15 protein-coding genes are annotated in these 19,632 nt (G+C 53.9%); 10 read left to right on the top strand and 5 right to left on the bottom strand.

The window, feature by feature from the left end; translation table 11 throughout:
• Positions 1-370: 370 nt before the first annotated feature.
• Complete coding sequence (locus MXAZACID_RS18495; RefSeq protein ID WP_256378790.1) at positions 371-6,208, top strand: hypothetical protein; 5,838 nt, start codon at positions 371-373, stop codon at positions 6,206-6,208.
• Positions 6,209-6,541: 333 nt separating this feature from the next.
• Here the strand turns inward: MXAZACID_RS18495 and MXAZACID_RS20535 are convergent, their stop codons facing one another.
• Positions 6,542-6,853 (bottom strand): helix-turn-helix transcriptional regulator, encoded by a 312-nt coding sequence (locus MXAZACID_RS20535; protein ID WP_144052863.1) that lies wholly within the window; start codon positions 6,851-6,853, stop codon positions 6,542-6,544.
• A gap of 1,300 nt (positions 6,854-8,153) precedes the next feature.
• Positions 8,154-8,474 (bottom strand): hypothetical protein, encoded by a 321-nt coding sequence (locus tag MXAZACID_RS19880; RefSeq protein WP_205619855.1) that lies wholly within the window; start codon positions 8,472-8,474, stop codon positions 8,154-8,156.
• Positions 8,475-9,817: 1,343 nt separating this feature from the next.
• Here MXAZACID_RS19880 and MXAZACID_RS18945 point away from each other — a divergent pair.
• The 4 genes from MXAZACID_RS18945 (at position 9,818) to MXAZACID_RS20260 (ending at position 12,182) form a co-directional block, all read left to right on the top strand.
• Positions 9,818-10,366 (top strand): hypothetical protein, encoded by a 549-nt coding sequence (locus MXAZACID_RS18945; RefSeq protein ID WP_144052865.1) that lies wholly within the window; start codon positions 9,818-9,820, stop codon positions 10,364-10,366.
• The gene (locus tag MXAZACID_RS16590; RefSeq protein ID WP_008495686.1) at positions 10,366-11,247 is read left to right on the top strand and encodes a hypothetical protein; all 882 of its coding nucleotides are present in this window, start codon (positions 10,366-10,368) and stop codon (positions 11,245-11,247) included. The genes MXAZACID_RS18945 and MXAZACID_RS16590 overlap by 1 nt, the downstream gene beginning before the upstream one ends.
• Positions 11,235-11,897, top strand: a complete 663-nt coding sequence (locus MXAZACID_RS16595) for a hypothetical protein (RefSeq protein ID WP_008495688.1) — start codon at positions 11,235-11,237, stop codon at positions 11,895-11,897. The genes MXAZACID_RS16590 and MXAZACID_RS16595 overlap by 13 nt, the downstream gene beginning before the upstream one ends.
• Positions 11,898-11,975: 78 nt before the next feature.
• On the top strand, positions 11,976-12,182 hold the full coding sequence (locus MXAZACID_RS20260; RefSeq protein ID WP_240376716.1) for a hypothetical protein: 207 nt from the start codon (positions 11,976-11,978) through the stop codon (positions 12,180-12,182).
• A 315-nt stretch (positions 12,183-12,497) separates the two neighbouring features.
• On the opposite strand, the gene MXAZACID_RS16600 is transcribed toward MXAZACID_RS20260, so the two are convergent.
• The gene (locus tag MXAZACID_RS16600) at positions 12,498-13,406 is read right to left on the bottom strand and encodes a LysR substrate-binding domain-containing protein (protein WP_008495689.1); all 909 of its coding nucleotides are present in this window, start codon (positions 13,404-13,406) and stop codon (positions 12,498-12,500) included.
• Positions 13,407-13,582: 176 nt separating this feature from the next.
• Between MXAZACID_RS16600 and MXAZACID_RS16605 the strand changes: the two genes are divergently transcribed.
• The 5 genes from MXAZACID_RS16605 (at position 13,583) to MXAZACID_RS16625 (ending at position 17,206) form a co-directional block, all read left to right on the top strand.
• Positions 13,583-14,329 carry an SDR family NAD(P)-dependent oxidoreductase gene (locus MXAZACID_RS16605; protein ID WP_008495690.1) on the top strand — a complete coding sequence of 249 codons (747 nt, stop codon included), beginning with the start codon at positions 13,583-13,585 and terminating at the stop codon, positions 14,327-14,329.
• Between the two features lie 28 nt (positions 14,330-14,357).
• The gene (locus MXAZACID_RS16610; protein ID WP_008495691.1) at positions 14,358-15,194 is read left to right on the top strand and encodes an alpha/beta fold hydrolase; all 837 of its coding nucleotides are present in this window, start codon (positions 14,358-14,360) and stop codon (positions 15,192-15,194) included.
• Between the two features lie 82 nt (positions 15,195-15,276).
• Positions 15,277-16,023, top strand: coding sequence for an SDR family NAD(P)-dependent oxidoreductase (locus MXAZACID_RS16615; protein WP_008495692.1), 747 nt, complete (start codon positions 15,277-15,279; stop codon positions 16,021-16,023).
• A gap of 27 nt (positions 16,024-16,050) precedes the next feature.
• Positions 16,051-16,431, top strand: a complete 381-nt coding sequence (locus MXAZACID_RS16620) for a DUF427 domain-containing protein (protein WP_008495693.1) — start codon at positions 16,051-16,053, stop codon at positions 16,429-16,431.
• Between the two features lie 28 nt (positions 16,432-16,459).
• The gene (locus tag MXAZACID_RS16625) at positions 16,460-17,206 is read left to right on the top strand and encodes a glucose 1-dehydrogenase (RefSeq protein ID WP_008495694.1); all 747 of its coding nucleotides are present in this window, start codon (positions 16,460-16,462) and stop codon (positions 17,204-17,206) included.
• A gap of 408 nt (positions 17,207-17,614) precedes the next feature.
• Here the strand turns inward: MXAZACID_RS16625 and MXAZACID_RS16630 are convergent, their stop codons facing one another.
• Together MXAZACID_RS16630 and MXAZACID_RS16635 are read right to left on the bottom strand one after the other, a co-directional pair.
• A complete protein-coding gene (locus tag MXAZACID_RS16630) occupies positions 17,615-17,938 on the bottom strand; it encodes a DUF736 domain-containing protein (protein ID WP_008495696.1) in 324 nt (107 codons plus the stop codon).
• Positions 17,939-18,637: 699 nt separating this feature from the next.
• Positions 18,638-19,576 (bottom strand): DUF2493 domain-containing protein, encoded by a 939-nt coding sequence (locus tag MXAZACID_RS16635; protein ID WP_008495697.1) that lies wholly within the window; start codon positions 19,574-19,576, stop codon positions 18,638-18,640.
• Positions 19,577-19,632: the final 56 nt, after the last annotated feature.

Here is a 19,632-nt window from a genome sequence, read left to right on the forward strand (position 1 = left end):
GCTAGAGCAAGTGAAGCTCATAAGGCACAGCTGCACCGCGTACCAGGGGCCAACGGCCGAACATCTTAATTATTCCGCAATAAATCTGCTGATCCGCATTTCATTATGCGTGCTGTGAACTACTTCATTCCGGCGGTAAAAAGTAAAAAGCTTAGTAATCTAATCCGCGATTCGTGTACCGAACCTTAACCAATAAGCATTTACACTATCAACTTAGCGTGAGTTCAACAGGTCGCAAAATGCCACCTCCGAAACTTGGAGACCGCAGGTGGCGCCAACATTTAGCAGTGTTACGACTATTTCTGGAACCGTAACTTCCGCAACCGTTGCTTGGGGAGGCACACTGAACGTAGTCGCCGGCGGGGAGCTAGTGTCCACATCACTACAAGAAGACGGGGAGGGAGCCAGTGATCCGATTGTCAATGTATCCTCGGGCGGGAGCGCGATTGACACTGTAGTCCGGTCAGGAGGGGGTTTGATTGTGCTGCCCGGCGGGACGATCTCTGACTCTCTTGTCGACTATAATGGCGTAATCTCTGTTGGTAGTGGTGGAATAGCTACACAATCTACAATTACGGCTGGGGGCGCGGAGCTCGTAGAATCCGGTGGAATATCGACCGGTGCAACGATAACTGGCGGGCTGGGACAAGGGACCACGGTCAATTTACTGGGTTTTTCAGAGGGCAGCCAGATGGTAATCTCCGGTGGCGCAGTGGACGACTCATTTGTCGGGCCTGCTGGAATATTGGACGTCTATGCTGGTGGCAGCTCGTCAAATACAACGATCTCAACGTCCGGAACCTCTATCATATACGCAGGAGGTGTCTCCAATAATCTCCAAATTCAAAGCGGTGGAGAAGCAGTTGTAGAAGCCGATGGAACGTTGCATGGGGCAACAGTCGCATCCCATGGCACGCTTCTAGCTCTTCCAGGGTCTGTGATCGATGGAATTTCTGGTTCTGGGACAATCATTGCTCAAGGAGTCGCGAAGGGTATTTTCCCCGCAGGTGGCGCCCCCATAATTACAAATTATGGCGCCGTTTTGAACGGAGGGACGCTTTCAGGAACCGCCACCGACTACGCGCTTGTCGGCGGGACAATCAACGCTCTGACGGTGCTTAATCACGGAACAGCCATTGCCTATTCCGGAGCTTCGCTTAACGCTGATATTATTCAGAACCTTGGAACAGTAATCACAGATGGAGGAACTGCAAACAATCTAACTATCGCAAGCAATGGTATGGGGATAATTGATGCCAACAGTACCAACTATGATACTCACATTCAGTCTGGCGGAATGCAAATCGTACTTTCTGCCGGAACGGCAACTAACACAATAATTCAGCAGGGTGGAAGCCAGTATTTGGCATCTGGTGGGACTGCGCAACACAGCACCATCGGGCTCGGCGGTATAGAGATTGTTCACCAGGGGGCAACGTCCTTTGATCCTCATATCAATGCCGGTGGAATTGAAATTGTGAACACTGGCGGCACAGTTTTCGACCCAGTAGTAGAAAATGGCGGGTTCTTGATTAACTTGACCGGAGGCAACGTCGTCGGCGGAAGCGCTACAAATCTGCAGAACGCCTTAATTGACATAAATAAATTGACCGGTAATTTCACGGAGACTAGTAATTCTGCGGATATCTCGATTGCAAGCGGGCATGTTGCGGTAATCGAAGGTTCTTTAGCGGCTCTTCAAAATATTACCGTCACCAGTGGTGGAACACTCGATGTTGCGGCAGGTTCTACGCTAAACTCTATTGAACTAGATGGTGGTGCGCTGAGTGTTGCGCCCGACGCTCATATTGGCAGTGTCACCATCGATATAGGCGTGCCAGGTCAATTTACCAACGCGGCGAACACAGATATTTCGACACTTTTGAATAGTGAACTTAGAGCCATTCCTACCGGAACCTCCATCACGGTAATCTTCAATCCGGGCGACTATGGGGCAAGCAGTCCAATCCTCCTCGGAAACAATACAAGTGTTCTTGGAAACGGGGCCACTCTAGGCGCTTTAGCTAATTTCAACGGCAATGAGTTAATTGGCAATTTCGATCAGCAAGTTAACGGGTACACATGGACCATCAACAATATTGACGGAAGTACTACGGTGGTTGATGGAGGTGTCGACGGGGGAGCTTTGTCAAATGTGGCTACCACGACAAACGACATCGGTACAAACCCCTCAACGTCTCTGCAAGCCGAACTTCCAGTATTGAATACTGAATACGCTCAAGCAGATAACTCAACGCCAATCGTTGATACAAATATTACTGTCCGAGGCATGACGCTGGTCGAAGGAGGATCGATATCGGGGCAAAGCACAATGGGTTTAGGCTATGGTTCAGTCGGTCGCGGTATCTGGTTAAACGACTCGTCGAATGTTTCGATCTCCGACAATGTTCTGATTTCCGGGTATTCAGGCATGTCGCTAGTAGACGATAGTAATATCGTTGTCGCGAATAACATTATAATCGGCTCCGTTGTACCAATAGACGCGTGGAGCGGAGCCTCCAATTTCGTTGCCGAAAATAACCTTTTGTGGGAGTATTCTAGTACTTGGTCATCTGGTTCGACCGGAGCCATACAGTTAAACGCGAGTGCTAATGCGTATCCATCGAGCCCGGGCTTGAACAATAATGGAACGACCACAAACGATGGACTAATTGGGAACAGCATATCCGGGATAGGCTCGCCTACTTGGGGTATTGCAGCCGATCCATTGTACCCTTATGGCTCGACAAGCGAATCAAATATTACAGAGCAGGGGAATATAGATAACGCTTTGGGAAATAACATGGGCGGCTATTACTCTGTAAACGTCAAAAACATGACGCTAACAGATAATGTTTATGCCGGTGGATCGCAGAACGTGGTAAACTCTGATGCAGCGGCCGGAGCAGTTCAAACATCGATTACCACCGCAAATGGTGTCGTTTCAGGAAACGTGGTCCTGGATAACTCTGGAACGACCACCTCATCGGCCATTACCAATAATAATATCAATCCTACCACAGTCGACAATTCCGTTTTCGCCGCTTCTTCGGTGACTGCCGGATCGATTTCGACTTGGGGGTTCACAGGTACGAGCACGACCGCCGGCAATTTTGTTACTGGTTCGAACTCTATTGCTGGAGCAAGCGTCGAGCCCCCAATCTTTATATCAACCGTTCCTTACATTCAAATAACTACTCAAACGATTGAACTAACAGGTTCTCTAGCACCTGAGATTCTTGATTTGAGTAGCAACAGTGATGTCTCAGTTACGCTCTCTTCAATATTTGGGACCATTTCTTCCGGTGCAAATTTTGGAACTGAGTTTCACACAATTGTGAATCAACACGACGCGCTGATCATTCAGGGATCTCTAGGAGAGGTCAATCAGGACCTAGCGTCATTACAATATGTCGCAAGCTTTGTGGGTACTGACGACGCACTAGAGATCAGCGTGAGCGATACAGGCGGACATTCCATGACGCATTATGTTCCGATATTGTGGAACAGTGATGCCGGAACAAACGCCTCGCTACCAGAGACACTTGCTGCGGGACTCTTTGCATCTTTGACCACAGGAACAAATCTGACCGGCGAGGTTATAATTGCCACCACCGATAGCGTTATCAATATGGGCACTACGGTAAGTGCTGTGTTTGCCAGTGCGGGAAATAATACCGTAAATTCCGGAATCGGGCCGGAATATGTCTCAACTGGTCAAGGTACGGCGGTGGTAAATCTCGGCTCCTCCGGAGATATCACAATTGCCGGTGGTGCCGGTGCACTAATAGTTAACGGTACTGCAGCCGGTTCTTCGAGCCACTCTCTCATCGAATCGGGACAGTCCGCTGCGTCGATTACAGGCGGGGACGGAGCAATCTCAGTAGTGGGTGGACAAGGGAATTTGGTGTTCCAAGGTGGGGCTGGGTCTACTTTTTTGACGACTGCTCCAGAAGGCGGCGGCAATTTATCAGCAAATCTCGGAGCAGGGAACTCCACAGTTTTCGCTTTATCTGGTGATTCGATCATTAGAACTCAGAACGGCACAAGCAATACGATTGTTGAAGGGTACGGGAACAGCCATGTATTTTCCAATGGCCTGGATACGATCACCGGCGGCTCGGGCTCGATGTGGGTACAGACCGGCCAGGCTGACACAACCATCACCGGCGGCGCCGGAGCGGCCACGGTAACCGGGGGGCAGGGCAATCTCTCCTACCAGGGTGGGTCGGGCACAACCTTGCTGACGTCGGCCGCGACAAATGGCGGTAGCATGACGCTGCGCCTTGGAACCGGCAACTCCACCATCAACGCGCTATCGGGCAATGACTACATCCAGACCCAGGCTAATACCGAAAACAGCCTGTCGGCCGGCAGCGGCAACGATACGGTGATTTCCAACGGCCTGGATACGATCACCGGCGGCTCGGGCTCAATGTGGGTACAGACCGGCCAGGCTGACACAACCATCACCGGCGGCGCCGGAGCGGCCACGGTAACCGGGGGGCAGGGCAATCTCTCCTACCAGGGTGGGTCGGGCACAACCTTGCTGACGTCGGCCGCGACAAATGGCGGTAGCATGACGCTGCGCCTTGGAACCGGCAACTCCACCATCAACGCGCTATCGGGCAATGACTACATCCAGACCCAGGCTAATACCGAAAATGAGATATCCCTAGGATCTGGATTTGCCACCGTGGTATCGGGAGGCAGCGACCTAATCCACGCAGGTCCTGGTTCCCTACTTGTCGAATCCACTATGAACGCACAAGATACCGTCATCTCCGGTAGCGGAAAAATTATAGCCGAGAACATCGGTCAAAACTCTAATTTAAGCATCAATGTCGCCTCGAACGGCGCCACAATTAACCTTGGAAAGGGTGACGCTGTAACCATCGGTAGTAGCGACAATACAGTTGCTGCAGCCAATAATATTTTAGTAAACAACATACTCTTTTCAGAGACAAATGGAGGAAACGTCATAAATTTAGGCTCCAATGACTTCTTTAGCTCAAACGAAAGATCTAGCGGTGCTGGCAACGTGTTGAATGTCATTGGAAGCAACAACTCGGGTTTTATTTCTCCTCAGGACATTAGCAATATCAGCCTTGCAGGGGCTGGAAACCTCTTTGTACTTGGTGGAGCAAGTCATCAGGCAGGAGCTGCTGCCATCGTAAATGGCTCCGACACGCTTTCCGTATTGACCAGTGCCAACAGCATCAATGCTGATAACGGTGCTACGCTATTTGTGACGTCGGATGATAACACTATTGCCGGCAGTAACGCCAAGCTTACTCTTCAAGGCCAGGGCAACATCATAACACTGATAGGTAATGCGACCGTTTCTGACGCCAACCCCTGGACCCATGCAACTCAACAGACTCCCATATCGCCACAGAATGAGTTTACCGTCCAGGGCGGGCAGTTTAATCTTGGCGGTCTCGACACACTGTTGCAAACAAACTCAGCCGCAGCCATAACATTAGCCGGCGGAAATAGTGTTATGCTCGACGGCAACAATGACAGCGTTGTTGCGAACGATCAAGTTTATGGCGGGAACCAAATCGTTATAAATGGCTCCAACGACAGCGTAAATGTCCAAAATATCTCCGATGGTACAGCAACGATTGATGCAAATATTAATGCTTTTGTGAACGTTACGGACTCACATGGCCCGAAGATTGGTGGAGTGAATAATAACAACAATGAACATTTGTTATTCATTGGCGGATCAGGTAGCTCCAGCACTGTGTTGGCAGCAAACAGTAATACCGAGGTCACAGTATTCGGCGGCGCCAGCGGGAATAATATCGTTTCTGGTGGTAAGATTGGAAATAACTACCTCAACGGCGGTAGCGGTAGCGGTGATCTTTTCAGAGCGGGAGGAACTAATGACTTATTGATCGGCGGATCACATGGATCCAATACCTTGGTGTCAGCAATGGGAAATGAGACGTTGACCGGCGCAGGGCTTGGCAACGATTTGTTTTCTATAACTGGCGGAGGTGGCACCGACGTGATTGGTGACTTCACAGGACATTTGATCGTGGCCTCAAACCTCTCGGTCACAAACGAGGCGGTCATCGGCGGCTCGTTAAACGTCGTACTTAGTGATGGTACGCATGTAGTATTTCAAAGCCTTACCAATGTCAATCAACAAGCAAATATTTTCAGTTCCATGCGCCAAGTGTGGCTTGGACACAGCTAACAGCGGCCGTTATGCCAGCATACTACAACCCAAAAACTAGCATGCCGCTGCAGGTGCCCCCTGTCACCAGCAATGCCTCCGCCTGAATGTTGAAGCTAACGTGATCGAGGCAGCGATGTCAAAATGACGATGTCTGTGCAGCGAGACTAGAACCATACCCGATTTCCTAATCTCTTTTTTAATGGTGCATTTTTTATTAGACAGGTATCGGGTAACGACGCCTTCAGTAATTGGGCAATTGAGCTTGTATATTACCCATAAAAATTGCCATTTTCAATTTTTTCAGCGACCCGTTTAATCGCCAGGGATAAGCGCCATTAACCCGGTCTGAATTCAACTTTCATCAGTCTCGACGAAAAAAAAAGAAACCTCTACCTTGAGTAGCTGAGCTACTTCAAAGAGTCGGGAGGCGCTTATTCGATTTTTACCGTTTTCATATTTTTGTAACTGTTGATACGTAATGTTAAGGTTTTTTGCCAAACTTTCTAGGCTTATCCGATGAAATGCTCGCCTCAATCGAATCTTGCTACCTATTAGCTTATCGAGATCGCCAGGCGATCTTGGCGTAATAAACGTTTCCGTTTGCATAGTGCGATGTTCCCTGTGTACCACAACTAGATACGCAATTTCTAACGAGTGATACATCACAACTTTTGCGTACGATCACTCCGCTAGCAACTCTAGCAGAGTAAGTAATGTATCTCAAGAAACGCGGTCTTATTAAGTTATGATATGATAACATTCACAATGGAACGTGGATCGAGGCGTCATGAATATGGAGTCCGAAGCTTTAATGTTATGGACAAGATTCGTCAAATGACGCCCCTAAAGGTGCTCTGATCTGATCATCAACTTCCGGGTACCCACCTTGTTATAATGGAGTGGCGCTACGGCGCGCTTAGACAACATTTCGGCGGTACTTTACGAAGCAGCATTAAGTATTTCATTGAGGAGGTAGCTAGCAACTTTAGTGCAAGCCCATCTAAAAGGAGTAAACTAGCACCGCGTTCAGCATGTTCTCAGTCGATATTGACATCACTGTCCGAAATTCAAACGTGACAAGAGGGCTGATCAATAGCGAACCCCCGGCAAATATTGCATCGACGTCAGGTTAAGCCCTGGGATATCTTCAAAATGTTAACATACCATTATGAGCATGACGTAAGGGTTTTAAATAACTCTCTTACGTGAGGTGGTAACCATTTCCAATCTCAAGGTCGTCTGCAAGTTTCGTCAGTCCGCAATCTCAGCTCGTATATTATCTGGCGGGCTACTGCAGGGAGAGATTGACAAGGTGCTTTTGGATTTGATGCATTTATATTTCCAACGAAGTCAAATTCGTCGTAGAGCTGATAAATCTCCGCTTCAACTTAAAACAGATCCTTTTAGTGCATATAAAGTTCTGCTGTAGACAATGGAGCATGCTAGGCAGAGGCGAAGACCTTACCAAAATACGTTTGAATCCATAGACCCCTTCCGGGGCCTACAAAAGAGTAATGTTACGAGATGTAAACCATACGAATCCGATCCACTAACAAATCGGCGACTGGCCACGACCAATCAGGATTCAACCGTATGGCCTCAACGACCATCAATGTAGCCCAAGGCGGAAACTTTCTCTGGGACGCTGGATCAAAAACGGTACCAGCAAAAATCAAAGAAAGATCCTAAAAGGGCAAGGAATATTATCGGTCGCGCCCACCTAATGCATATCGTATTGACGTACCCGTGGCCAACGAACTTAGATTCAGGCACGAAGACCAGCATGGCTTAAATTCTCTAATTTTACCGAGTAACACATGGCTGCACTGGATTTCGGCACAGAGAATAAGATGAAACACCAGCTACGAGAAAAAGCCTCATTTGAAGCCGAGAAACGGACAGCAGCGCTGCGTTTGCGTGGAAAAGTTGTGATCTAAACGCGCCGGCGTCACGAGTCTATGAGCTAGTCATCGTTAATTGTTCCAAAGTCCCATTGCAGCAACTGATGCGCGAGAACATAACGTTCACATTCGCTCTGATCAATTTGGCCCGAAATAAATAGGCCGACGACCTTGGCCAGAGTCGGAAATTTCGGGTCATACGATTCATACTTAAGCCATCCCCATTCAGCTGCGATCAGGCGCCTGCGTTCGTGTTCTTGATGACTGACGAGATCCACTGGGTGGGCGTCGCGGAATTGTTCTTCAAAATACGAATCGTTGCCTGGGAGACAGTCAAGAGTGAACGAGGTATCGGTAGCCTCCAGATACCCCTCCTCCGTCAAGGTCACAAACCCATTAATAACGTCAACTGTGATCCAACCAAACCACATACATGCGTGTTGACCAATTGCTGCGTCCTGGCTCGTCCAAGGACCGTGAGCGAATCTCTGGTATATATGTAACCGATATGTCCCTCCCCCCGCGCTTATACCAAGTAGATTGATCATCACTCGGACAAACCGCTTTGCTGAGGATTCGTGGCGATAAATATTAACCATAGCGTCTTGAACATCCTGGAAGGCTGAACGCAATTTCTAACAGTTCGACTAAACACTAGCTAGTCTAGAAAGGACACAACGTACCCATGCCTCGGCAAGTAACTACTTTTGCAGGACGTCTGCGGAGCCTCTCCACAAACTGGGCCAAATCAGCAAAAACTATGTGTTCAGTCTTGAGAGTGAAAATTAAATCGCAGTCCATAACGCACCTAACAGTCTAACCAAATTACTTTTTAGAAACTTTTTTAATCTTGCTAATAGCCGGCGGCTGCGTTTGTAATGAACAAAATGTGATAGCTACATCTTGGTTAGGCGTTGCTTTAAAAAACTGTTTAAGTTCAAATGATTAAAGAAAACAATCGGAGGGTTGGACTGCCAGCGGCGATCGCACGGCCCATGGCGCTGCACAATCTTAAGTAATTTAAGCGAAGGCATTATAGACAACCTGAGGTTTATAATTAAAATACAGATAGGTTAAGGCTTTTTTGGAGGTTCGAAAATGGTGCCCTGGGACATCCCGTCATATGTTTGAGTTAACTGATTTGAACCAGATGCTCGATCAGTTGGATCAGTTTCAAGCTAACCTTTCGCAGGCCAACCTTTTAACACACGCTGCTGTCGTCCAAGCTGTAAGCAGTCTCATTTCAAGGTACTTTCAGCTTAATCGTGTGCAAGCCGACGAAATTACGTCCCAGTTAATTCACCCAGGCCCGGACAAGAAGCAACTCAAAAGGAATTTATCGAAAAATATGTCTCGCCCCCCTCAGAATGTTCCCCAATCGTAAATAAAATCAAATCGCACGGCCTGAAGTAAAATGCACTTTGGTTGTGAAATCGCGTTGCCTGATCTATGTCATACTACTGCACCCGCATGCGCTAGCATTCCTTGGTCTGTTGTAGCCGCATAACCCGATACCACACCAAACGGACGAGATTAGAGATAGCTTTTGCGCCAGCCATTAAGCAGGCTAATCAGATAGCCATTGCGATAGCGATTGAGCCAGCCAAAGAGCTGTTGATTGCGCCAGCGATTGTGCAATCCAGCTTCTCTACTTCCGATTCGGAAGATTGCGCGCGGGGTCAAAAATCGTGAAACTCCCCACCGCTATTTTTGAAAGGCGCTGGTCATGTCACTCAAGCGCAGACCCACTGATGCCGACATCGACGCCCTGGCTGAAATCTTCCGCCCGCTCTGGCGGCAAGGCGACATTATGCGCCCGTGGCTACGCCAGCACCATGAGCTGCTGCGCTCGCTCGTGCATGGCGAATGGTCATGGGCCGCGGTCGGCGCGGCCCTGACCAAGGTTGGCATCACCTATCGTACCGGCAAACCCTGGACCGACAAGCGACTGCGCAGTGAGCTGTCGCGCGCATTGATGCCACTCAAAGGCTACCGGCGACGCACGCCGCCGGATCTGGCTCAGGCCCCGACGGCAACAGCCCCGCCGCCCGGCGCGGCCGCCCTAGTGGCACCAACGCCGGCAACGCCAATGGTGCCGGCACCACCTATATCCGCCACGTCATTCCCGCTCACCACTGCCGATACTCCCCGCTTCAAACCTGCCTCCTTCCGCGTCCCGCAAGGGCTGCCCACCACGAGCGGGGCCGCCCCTTCATCAATTCCGCCCACGCCGCGCCCGCCAATTGGTCCAACTGAACAGCAGGAGCCCAGCTGATGCCCGAAGACAACCCACAAACACCCCTTCTGCCGCCCAAGTCCCCCGGCGCCACGCCCTACCGCCCCGGTCCGGCGAAATTCACTGGCCTGCGCGCGGACATCGTCAACTTGGCGCCACCCCAGCAACCCGAACCGGAAATCGAGCACGGCCTCGACCTCACGGGCCAAACCAAAATCATCTTCGCCGCCGGGCGGGGCAAAACTGGCAAAACCACCCTGCTCCGCTGGCTGACCGAAACCTCCATCCGCAAGGGCGGCACGCCAATTCTCGCTGATGTGGACCCGAGTAACGCCACCTTCTCCGCCTATTTCGCCGATGTCGCGCGGCCAGAGACCGATAATCCCGCCGGGGTCACCGCTTGGCTGCAAGAGTTGATCGAGTATTGCATCAATGAGCGCCAATCCGCCCTCGTCGATCTCGGCGGCGGTGACACCACCCTGCGCTCGCTTGCCGCCGAGATGCCAGGCTTGGCCGCGCATATCGAGGCCGCCGGCATGGCGCCGGTGATGTTCCATCTAACCGGCCCGCAGCCCGAGGATTTGCTCCCTGCCCTCACCCTGGCTGCACGCGGGTTCACACCAGTGGCGCAAGCCTTGGTGTTCAACGAATACAGCATCGAGCCAGGTGCCACCCGTGAGCGGGCCTTTGCCCGACTGACCGCATCCGACACCTATGTCCGTCTAATGGCAGACTGTGTGAGGCTCTGGATGCCCCGCTTGCACGCCGCCGAGGCCGTGGAAAGCCGCCAATGCAGTTTCGCCGCCGCGCGCGACGGCACTATCAATCCGCCGCTCGGCCTGTTCGACGCCGCCCGGGTGCGCGTCTGGCTGACTGCCATGGATCGCCGCTTCGCGGGGGTAAAATCATGGATCCCATAAACCCCAAAGCCCGCCGTGAGGCGCTGCATGAGCAGATTTCCGAAGCCCAGATGATCCTGCGCCGTGCTGCCGCTGCCGCCGCTTTGAAAGGCGACCCTCTGGCAGAGCAACTCCAAGCCCTGGCGCTATGCGTCGGCGCATTGAGCGACCTCTACCAGGCCAGCGAGGCCACACAGATCGACATCGCCAACACGCTGAAAACCCAGACCGGCGCCATCGCCAATGAAGCCATCGCCCAGGTGCACGCGTCCGGCATGGACATCGTCAACAAGCTCGGCCCGCAGCTGGCCAATGCGGCGGAACGCACCATGCGCATGAAGATCACCACCCTGCGTATCCGCAGTATCGTGGCCCTGGGTCTGGCGCTGTCCCTGTCCATCCTGGTGCCCAGCCTGTTCACCTACGCCGCCGGGCTGAATGACGGCCGCTTCCAGGCGGAGGTGGCAGCTCACCTGATCCCCGCCGCCATGAAAGCCAGCCCGGCCGAGGCCCTCGCCTGGGGCCAGCTTATGCAGGATAATGACGGCGCCACCGCCATGGCCGCCTGCCGAAAATCCATCCAGCAAGATGCAGATGGGCGGCATTATTGCTTTATGCCGGTCTGGACCGATCCGATATCGCCAGCCGTGCCTTCAGCCACAGCGCAATAACGGTCGTCGCACCGCCGCGATCACAAACATAGTTCGCCCGACACTTGGTATTCCAGCGGTAATCGCTCAATCTTCGCCATGATCCGCTTTCAGCCTATTGCCGATAATGAACCTGCATTGAGTAACGCGCCCATTTTGAAGGCTGCCATGCTCACCTTCGACTACATCGAAGCCAATGGTCCTATTGGCTTGACGCCATCCAAAGCTCTCAAACGATATTTCGTACATTGGGCTGCAGAAGCATTGCTTGGCCGGGCTACACAGCCGAGGATTAATTTATCGTGAACAAGGTGTTGAACGAGTCAGATTTTCTACCGGCTGGCCTCTACTTTCTTCATTCATGTCCTGCGGACTCTATGCTGGTTGGGCGTGTTGCACGAGTAACGCGTTAGTAAAGGATTTTCCAAGGAAGTGTTGGTTTCAAAGACCACTCTGTGGCCGTTAGCGCTTTCATTGGAAACGAACCAAAATTTGCAAGCGCCGACGAAGCACTGAAGGGAAATTATAGATTTGATTGGATGTAAACACATCGGACTTCCGACGCGGGTGGCCTGGTGCGAATAATTCCCCTGGGACTTATAATTCAAAACAGACCGCTAGTTACAACGTCCGACGCGTTCCTGCCGGCCCGGCGACAATGAGCTGGTCGAGATTCGCAAGAAATGTCTTTAGTACGGGTGAAGAATTGTCTGACCGATAGCCTATGGCCAAATCTATAGTAAGCAGCTCGCCCTTAAGAGGCCGGCTCACTACAGACCACGGGAGCAGTGCCTCAACATAAGTGGGCATGAGTGCAACGCCGCGCAGCGATGCGACGAGCGACAGGACCGTCGAAAAAGTCTCGGCACGGTGGCTTGGTGTGAGCGCGATCCCCTTTGCCAAAAAATAGCCTTCAACCACCTGCCGTAACACGCTCGCGATATCCGAGAATCCGACGAGGATTTCGCCCTCAAGTGATTTTGGATCAATTTCTTTTTCTGCAGACAGAATATGGTCGCTTGGAAGAATGACAACGATCGGCTCTTTCGCGATTACGTCGTAGGTCACATTCGGCTTTGGCTCGACGCGCAGAAAGCCGAGATCGATCTCGCCGTTCTGCAGCGCTTCAGCCAGATCGGGCGAGTACATGCTCGTTACCTTGAACTCGATCTTCGGCAGTTCGATTCTGAGAATGCGCGTGACGTGGGGAAGCCAATCGACCTCCTGTCCAGTTAGGAAGCCGACGGAAAAGACCGCTTTCGCCGGACGAGCTGCGCGACGAGCGGCTCGGACTGCTTCGGCAGCCTCACTGACAGCGATACGCGCGTGGGGCAGAAAGGCGCGCCCGGCATCGGTCAGCTCCACCCCGCGGGCGCCGCGTGTGAATAGCTGCGCGCCGATCTCGATTTCCAAATCACGAAGCTGGCGGCTGAGAGAGGGCTGCGCTGTATGCAGCCGCTTCTCAGCCGCGACAGTAACGCTCCTCTCCTCAGCCACAGCAATAAAGTAGCGAAGATGCCTGAGCTCCATATCTGACCCATACCTCCTGGATATGGGACGTGACCTTACAAAGTCTTTCTCACAGGCGCAACCACAACCTAATTAGACACCCATCGAGACGGGTTATCAACGGATTTGGGCACGAACGAAAACCCCGCTCCGCGAATAAAAAATTTTGAATCTATCGGGTTTTGGAGAGTTTAGACATGAGAGACCAGGTCATTTTGATCACGGGCGCACTCGCGGGTATCGGCCGCGCCACCGCGTTGGCTGCGGTAAACGCAGGGCACAAAGTCGTTGTTTCCGGCCGCAATTTTCAGACTGGCGAGGCATTGGAAGCCGAGCTTCACGCGCTCGGCGCAGAGGCAATCTTCATCAAAGCGGATGTTCGCGATGAGAGCGAAGTCCGAGGGTTAATCGATGGGGCGGTCACCCGCTTCGGCCGGATCGATGTCGCGGTCAACAACGCCGGGACAGAAGGAAATCCTGGCCCCATTCTAGACCAGACCCTGGCGGCCTATGCCGCAACCTTCGAGACCAATGTGTTGGGTGTGCTTTTGTGCATGAAGCACGAGTTTCGCGTCATGCAGTCACAAGGATTTGGCAGCGTTGTCAACATTTCCTCGACCATGGGTAGCCGTGGCGCTGCGAACGCGTCGCTTTACGTCGCCAGCAAGCATGCGGTTGAAGGGCTGACCAAATCCGGCGCGCTGGAAGCTGCCACTTTCGGTGTCCGCGTCAACGCAGTGGCGCCTGGGCCGGTAGAGACCGGGATGCTCGACCGCTTTACCGGCTCGCAGGATCGCAAGGCGGGACTGCTCGCGTCGATTCCACTTCGCCGGGCTGGCAAGCCCGAAGAACTCGCCGACGCGATCCTGTTCCTGGCGTCGGACAAGGCGTCCTTCGTTACCGGCCAGATCATCAACGTTAACGGCGGCCGCACGGCTAACTGATCGTCAATCCAAACAAAGGAGTTTCGCCATGACCACCTATACACACGACACGGTCCCGACCCAATTTATCGAGGCCGACGGCATCCGCTTCGCCTATCGCCGCTTCGGCAAAACAGGCGGCGTGCCGATCGTCATGAATGTGCATTTTCGCGGCACAATGGACCACTGGGATCCGACCATTACCGACGGGTTGGCGCAGCAGCGCGAGGTCATCTTGTTTGACAATGCCGGCATCGGCGCCAGCTCGGGCGAGACGCCGGCAACCGTCTCCGGCATGGCCGCGAACGCCGTCACCTTCATCAAGGCACTCGGAATCAGTAAAACCGACATGCTGGGTTATTCGATCGGCGGCAAAGTCGCCCAGGAAATCGCGGTGCAAGCGCCAAGCCTGGTGCGCAAACTCCTCCTGGTGGGTACCGGCCCGCGTGGCGCTGATACGGCCGCCAGCAAATCTGCGGATATTTTTTCAGCTACCTACGATCCACCGGAGCATCTTTGGATCGCCGCACATTTCTTGCACAACGCGGCGGGTCGCGCCGCCGGAATGAAGTATCTTGAGCGTAAATTCCGCCGTCAGGATCGCGGCCCGGAAGTCAGCGAAGCGTCTGCCGCCGCGCAGTACGCCGCGATCGTTAAATCCAACGAGAAAACCGATGGCGTATGGGATTATCTAGCGGACATCCATCATCCGGTGCTCGTGGTCGAAGGCAGCAACGACCTGATCATCCCGACGGTCAACGGCTTCACGTTGCAGCAGCACCTGCCGAACGCGCATCTCATCATCTATCCGGATTCCAGCCACGCGTCTTTCTACCAATATCCGGAGCTGTTCCTGGCTCACACCGCTTTGTTCCTGGACGCGTGATGCAACCCGAAATCATCCAACCGATCGGCCGCCCCCGGTGTTTTCGATCAATACCCCTCCCGTCTTTTAAAGGAAAATCAAAATGACACCCTGCAACGGAAAGACCGCGCTTGTCACCGGCGCCTCGCGCGGCATCGGGCGCGCCACCGCCCTGGCAGTTGCCAAAGCTGGCGCACAAGTTCTTGTCCACTACGGTCGCAACGCTGCCGAAGCACGGTCGGTCGTCGACCAGATTAAAGCTGCGGGCGGCCGCGCCGAAGCCGTTGGCGTCGACCTGTCCTCTCCAGATGGGCCGCATAGGCTCGCAGCGAAAGTACGAGAGATCGTCGGCGACCGGCTGGATATTCTCGTCGCCAACGCAGGCATCTCGAAGGCTGCCACAATCGAAGAGACAACGATTGAGGATTTTGACACGCAATTCGCCGTTAACGTCCGCGCCCCGTACTTCCTGGTGCAACAATTGCTGCCGATCCTCAAGGAAGGCTCAAGCGTGGTGTTCACGTCGTCGCTTGCAGCACATGCCGCGGTCGGAAACCTGTCGGCCTATGCCGCGACCAAGGGCGCAGTCGACACCCTGGTCAAGCATTTTGCCCTGATCCTTGGAGCCAAGGGCGTGCGGGTGAATGCCGTCGCACCTGGGGTGGTCGAGACTGACATGTCGAGTTTCGCCAAAACTGCCGCCGGCCACGACTTCACTCTGAGCATGCAAGCGTTGAAGCGTGTGGCACAGCCAGACGACATCGCCGGCGCGATCGCCTTCCTTGTCTCTGACGCCGCGCGCTGGGTGTCGGGCGACACGCTGCGCGTAGACGGCGGCTCGAAGCTTTAACAGCCCGCCATTCAACAGGAGACCATCATGACTGAACGCACCATCAAGATCCCCAACGTTGACCACCCGATCACCATTGCGGCAAACAAAAGCCGCGTGATTGTTACTGTGGGCGGGCGCGTGATTGCCGATACCAGCGACGCGCTCACCCTGCGTGAGGCGAACTATCCGCCTGTCCACTACATCCCTCGAAAGGATGTCGATTTGGCGGCTTTGGTCCGCTCCGACACGACGACCTACTGCCCGTACAAAGGCGAAGCCGCCTATTTCAGCATCCCTGCTGGAGGCGAGCGGTCAGTCGATGCGATCTGGACCTACGAGGCACCCTACGGCGCCGTGGCCGAGATCAAAGACCACCTCGCTTTCTACCCCGACCGCATTGACGCGGTCGAGCAACGCGACGCCTGACGGGCGTCTTCAAAGGAGCTATTTCACCATGTCCAAACTCACCGGCAAAGTCGCCATCGTTACCGGCGCCTCCAAAGGCATCGGCGCAGCCATCGCCAAAACGCTCGCCGCGCAAGGCGCTGCTATCGTGGTCAATTATTCATCCAGCAAGGCTGGCGCCGAACAGGTGGTCGAGGCTATCACCGGCACCGGTGGAAAGGCCGTCGCGGTTCAAGGCGATGTGTCAAAGGCGGCCGACACGAAGGCCATCGTCGACGCTGCCATTTCCAATTTTGGCCGACTGGATATTCTGGTCAATAATTCTGGCGTCTATGAATTCGGCGCTCTGGAAACGGTCACCGAAACACAATTCCACAAGATGTTCGACATCAACGTGTTGGGCTTGCTTTTGGTCACACAAGCAGCGGCACCGCACCTGGGCGAAGGGGCCAGCATCATCAATATCGGTTCTGGCGTTACCGTCATCACGCCGCCGCAGACGGCGGTCTACACCGCTTCGAAAGGTGCGGTTGACGCCATCACCGGCGTGCTGGCCAGAGAACTCGGGCCCAGGAAGATCCGCGTCAACACGGTGAGCCCGAGCCTTACCGAAACAGAAGGCACCCACTCGGCAGGGATGATCGCGTCGGAATTTGAGGCTGGCATTATTGCGCAGACGCCGCTTGGGCGTCTTGGTCAGCCGCAGGACATCGCCGACGTTGTAGCGTTTATCGCATCGGACGACGCACGCTGGCTTACGGGGGAACGGATTCTTGCCGGGGGTGGTCTGCGCTAATATTGCGTATACGAACAGAGCATGCGGCCAACCAAGTATGACTGGGGGCGCAACGCTGATTTTGATTGTTCGGGTGCAGGTCGAAAGACGATTCGTTAACGAAATGGCAAATCAAAGGTATTTAATGGCAGATATTGGTAGCATATCTGGCTTTACGGGGTCATCACGAATGGCTGGAATGTTTTCAGTATATACTGGACCTCAGTATTCGCAAATTAAATCGATAGAAAAGCCCCACAACGGTCGGCTTGTTTTGACCAATTAAGAAGTTTTTGGTGCAGCTTTTTTCAAAAATCTGCGTGCTCTCTATCGTAATTTTTTAGCTGATACTGACGTTTCACAGAAGCTCTCGTCAACTTTCAAAATACTTCCCCGCCCGGAATCGCCGGGCGGGGTTTGTTGCAATTCTTACTCCCCGTTTTGCTTGCGGCTACGAGACCAAATGAGGGTGTAGCCGTCGCCGCCTTCATCGTCGAAGAGATTGGCGTAAATCGGCGCGCTGAAGCTGGGGTCATCCAGCTTGACCGAGATATAATCGCGCCCCTCGGCGGAACGTTTGGACCAGCCAGCACCCAACTCAGCCCGTCCACAGAATATGCGATGGCTGGGCGCGTTGTCGTTGCTGCGGTTGGCTTCAGGCACGATGCGCACATTCTTCGTCTGCACGCTCAAGGTAACTATCTCGCCGTGGATTTCATTGCCGGCTTTTTTGAAGGTTCCGATGGTAGCCATGTCAAATCTCCTTTGCTGTTTCGAGCCCGCGACCATCGCAGCCTCGATGGCGATCAATTGACCGGGGGCACGATCGGCCTGCACCGTGTTCGGCCGTAGCGTTAGCGTAGGATGGCGGGGTCTGGCTTTTTTGGAGCGCAGCGTCCGCGAGGAGGCAGCTTCGCTGCCGGGGAAAAAAGTTAGAGGCCGCCATTGCAGGAAGGCGATCGTCCTTCGGTCAGATCAGCCACGGAGAGGCCGCGTGGCGCGGCTTGGGGCAGGCATTTAGGAGATTTGGCGACACTTGGGGCTTCAAAAAATCAGCATCATCCATGGTGGACGAACGAGACCGACCCTGCAGACGTAGCTGCGCTATCATGCCGTTTATAAACAGTTGCTTCGACGCCACCCCTGCCCTCGCATCAATGGACAAGCGGATTGGTCGGCACATGGTCATGCGTTTTGCCGTGGAGCGATCATTCCGACCAAGCGATGAGTCGAGATGCGCGCCTGACCCTGCCAACCCACGACAATGTCACGCGAGGCAAACAATTTTCATATCTGATCCAGTAAGCAAGCGGGACACAAGCCGCGATGAATCCCGCCCGGTGATGCCGGGAGGGGCGTTGGCGGGGACTGGTCTGGTGAACAAAGCCGACGTTGCTGAACGGTTTTGTTCTATGGGTGGGATACGGCATGCGTGGAACTGGGATTTTGGAGCTATGCGCCCCCACTTCCGAAGCACCACACCGGAATGCCAAGCTTCTTGGCCTTGTCGGCGAGGTTCTCCTGGATGCCGGTGCCGGGAAACACCATCACGCCGATTGGTGAGGCATCCAGCATGGCGTCATTACGCCGGAACGGTGCAGCCTTGGCGTGCCTTGTCCAGTCGGGGCGATAGGCAATCTGCGTGACCTTGCGCGCATCGGCCCAGGCGGCGGCGATCCGCTCGGCCCCCTTTGGGCTGCCGCCATGCAGCAGCACCATGTCCGGGTGCTTGGCATGCACTTTGTCGAGTTTGTCCCAGATCAGGATGTGGTCATTGCATTCCATCCCGCCGGTGAAGGCGATTTTCGGGCCGCAGGGCAGCAGCGGTGCCATCTGCGCCTGGCGCTTGGCGGCGATAAAATCCCGGCTATCGATGAGGGACGCGGTCAGCGCCCGGTGGTTGACCATCGAGCCTGAGCGTGGGCGCCAGGCAGTGCGTGTATGGCGTTCAAACTGCTCGGCGGCCTGGTCACGGAAGAATTCCAGGCAGTCCCGGCGCTCCAGCAATGTCTGCCCTTCCGCCGTCAGCCGTTCCAGTTCGACCGAGCGGATTTCTGAGCCATCCTGCTCCTTCTGGCTGCGTTTCTGCGCCTGCTCGTTATCGTCGAGCTGCCGCTCGATCCGCCCGGCGGCGCGGTGGAACAAATTGACCGTGGCCCAGAGCAATTCCTCCAGGTCAGGCTCCAGGCGGGTGTCACTCAAGGTGGCGACGAAGGCATCGAAAATATCCGCAACCGCGCCGGCAATAAGATGTGCTTCGGGCAAGGGCCGCGGGTCGGGCTCGTCCTGGCCGGGATGGTAGCCATAGAGCTGGAGTTCGTTGAGAATATGCGCGGTGGGTGATGATGCGTGCGGTGGCTCATAGCCGGTATCGTCATAATCGCGGGTCATAGGATGCTCCTGTTTGCCGGAAGCCCGCGCCGATCGCGGCCTTCCATGGCGATCCT

It is taken from the genome of Acidocella sp. MX-AZ02 (assembly GCF_000306035.1).
In the GTDB taxonomy this organism is placed as follows: domain Bacteria; phylum Pseudomonadota; class Alphaproteobacteria; order Acetobacterales; family Acetobacteraceae; genus Acidocella; species Acidocella facilis.

Excerpts from the sequence above, each read along its gene's own strand:
- MXAZACID_RS20535 (WP_144052863.1), bottom strand. The coding sequence starts at position 6,853 with ATGTATCACTCGTTAGAAATTGCGTATCTAGTTGTGGTACACAGGGAA.
- MXAZACID_RS18945 (WP_144052865.1), top strand. The coding sequence starts at position 9,818 with ATGTCACTCAAGCGCAGACCCACTGATGCCGACATCGACGCCCTGGCT.
- MXAZACID_RS16590 (WP_008495686.1), top strand. The coding sequence starts at position 10,366 with ATGCCCGAAGACAACCCACAAACACCCCTTCTGCCGCCCAAGTCCCCC.
- MXAZACID_RS16595 (WP_008495688.1), top strand. The coding sequence starts at position 11,235 with ATGGATCCCATAAACCCCAAAGCCCGCCGTGAGGCGCTGCATGAGCAG.
- MXAZACID_RS20260 (WP_240376716.1), top strand. The coding sequence starts at position 11,976 with ATGATCCGCTTTCAGCCTATTGCCGATAATGAACCTGCATTGAGTAAC.
- MXAZACID_RS16600 (WP_008495689.1), bottom strand. The coding sequence starts at position 13,406 with ATGGAGCTCAGGCATCTTCGCTACTTTATTGCTGTGGCTGAGGAGAGG.
- MXAZACID_RS16605 (WP_008495690.1), top strand. The coding sequence starts at position 13,583 with ATGAGAGACCAGGTCATTTTGATCACGGGCGCACTCGCGGGTATCGGC.
- MXAZACID_RS16610 (WP_008495691.1), top strand. The coding sequence starts at position 14,358 with ATGACCACCTATACACACGACACGGTCCCGACCCAATTTATCGAGGCC.
- MXAZACID_RS16615 (WP_008495692.1), top strand. The coding sequence starts at position 15,277 with ATGACACCCTGCAACGGAAAGACCGCGCTTGTCACCGGCGCCTCGCGC.
- MXAZACID_RS16620 (WP_008495693.1), top strand. The coding sequence starts at position 16,051 with ATGACTGAACGCACCATCAAGATCCCCAACGTTGACCACCCGATCACC.
- MXAZACID_RS16625 (WP_008495694.1), top strand. The coding sequence starts at position 16,460 with ATGTCCAAACTCACCGGCAAAGTCGCCATCGTTACCGGCGCCTCCAAA.
- MXAZACID_RS16630 (WP_008495696.1), bottom strand. The coding sequence starts at position 17,938 with ATGGCTACCATCGGAACCTTCAAAAAAGCCGGCAATGAAATCCACGGC.
- MXAZACID_RS16635 (WP_008495697.1), bottom strand. The coding sequence starts at position 19,576 with ATGACCCGCGATTATGACGATACCGGCTATGAGCCACCGCACGCATCA.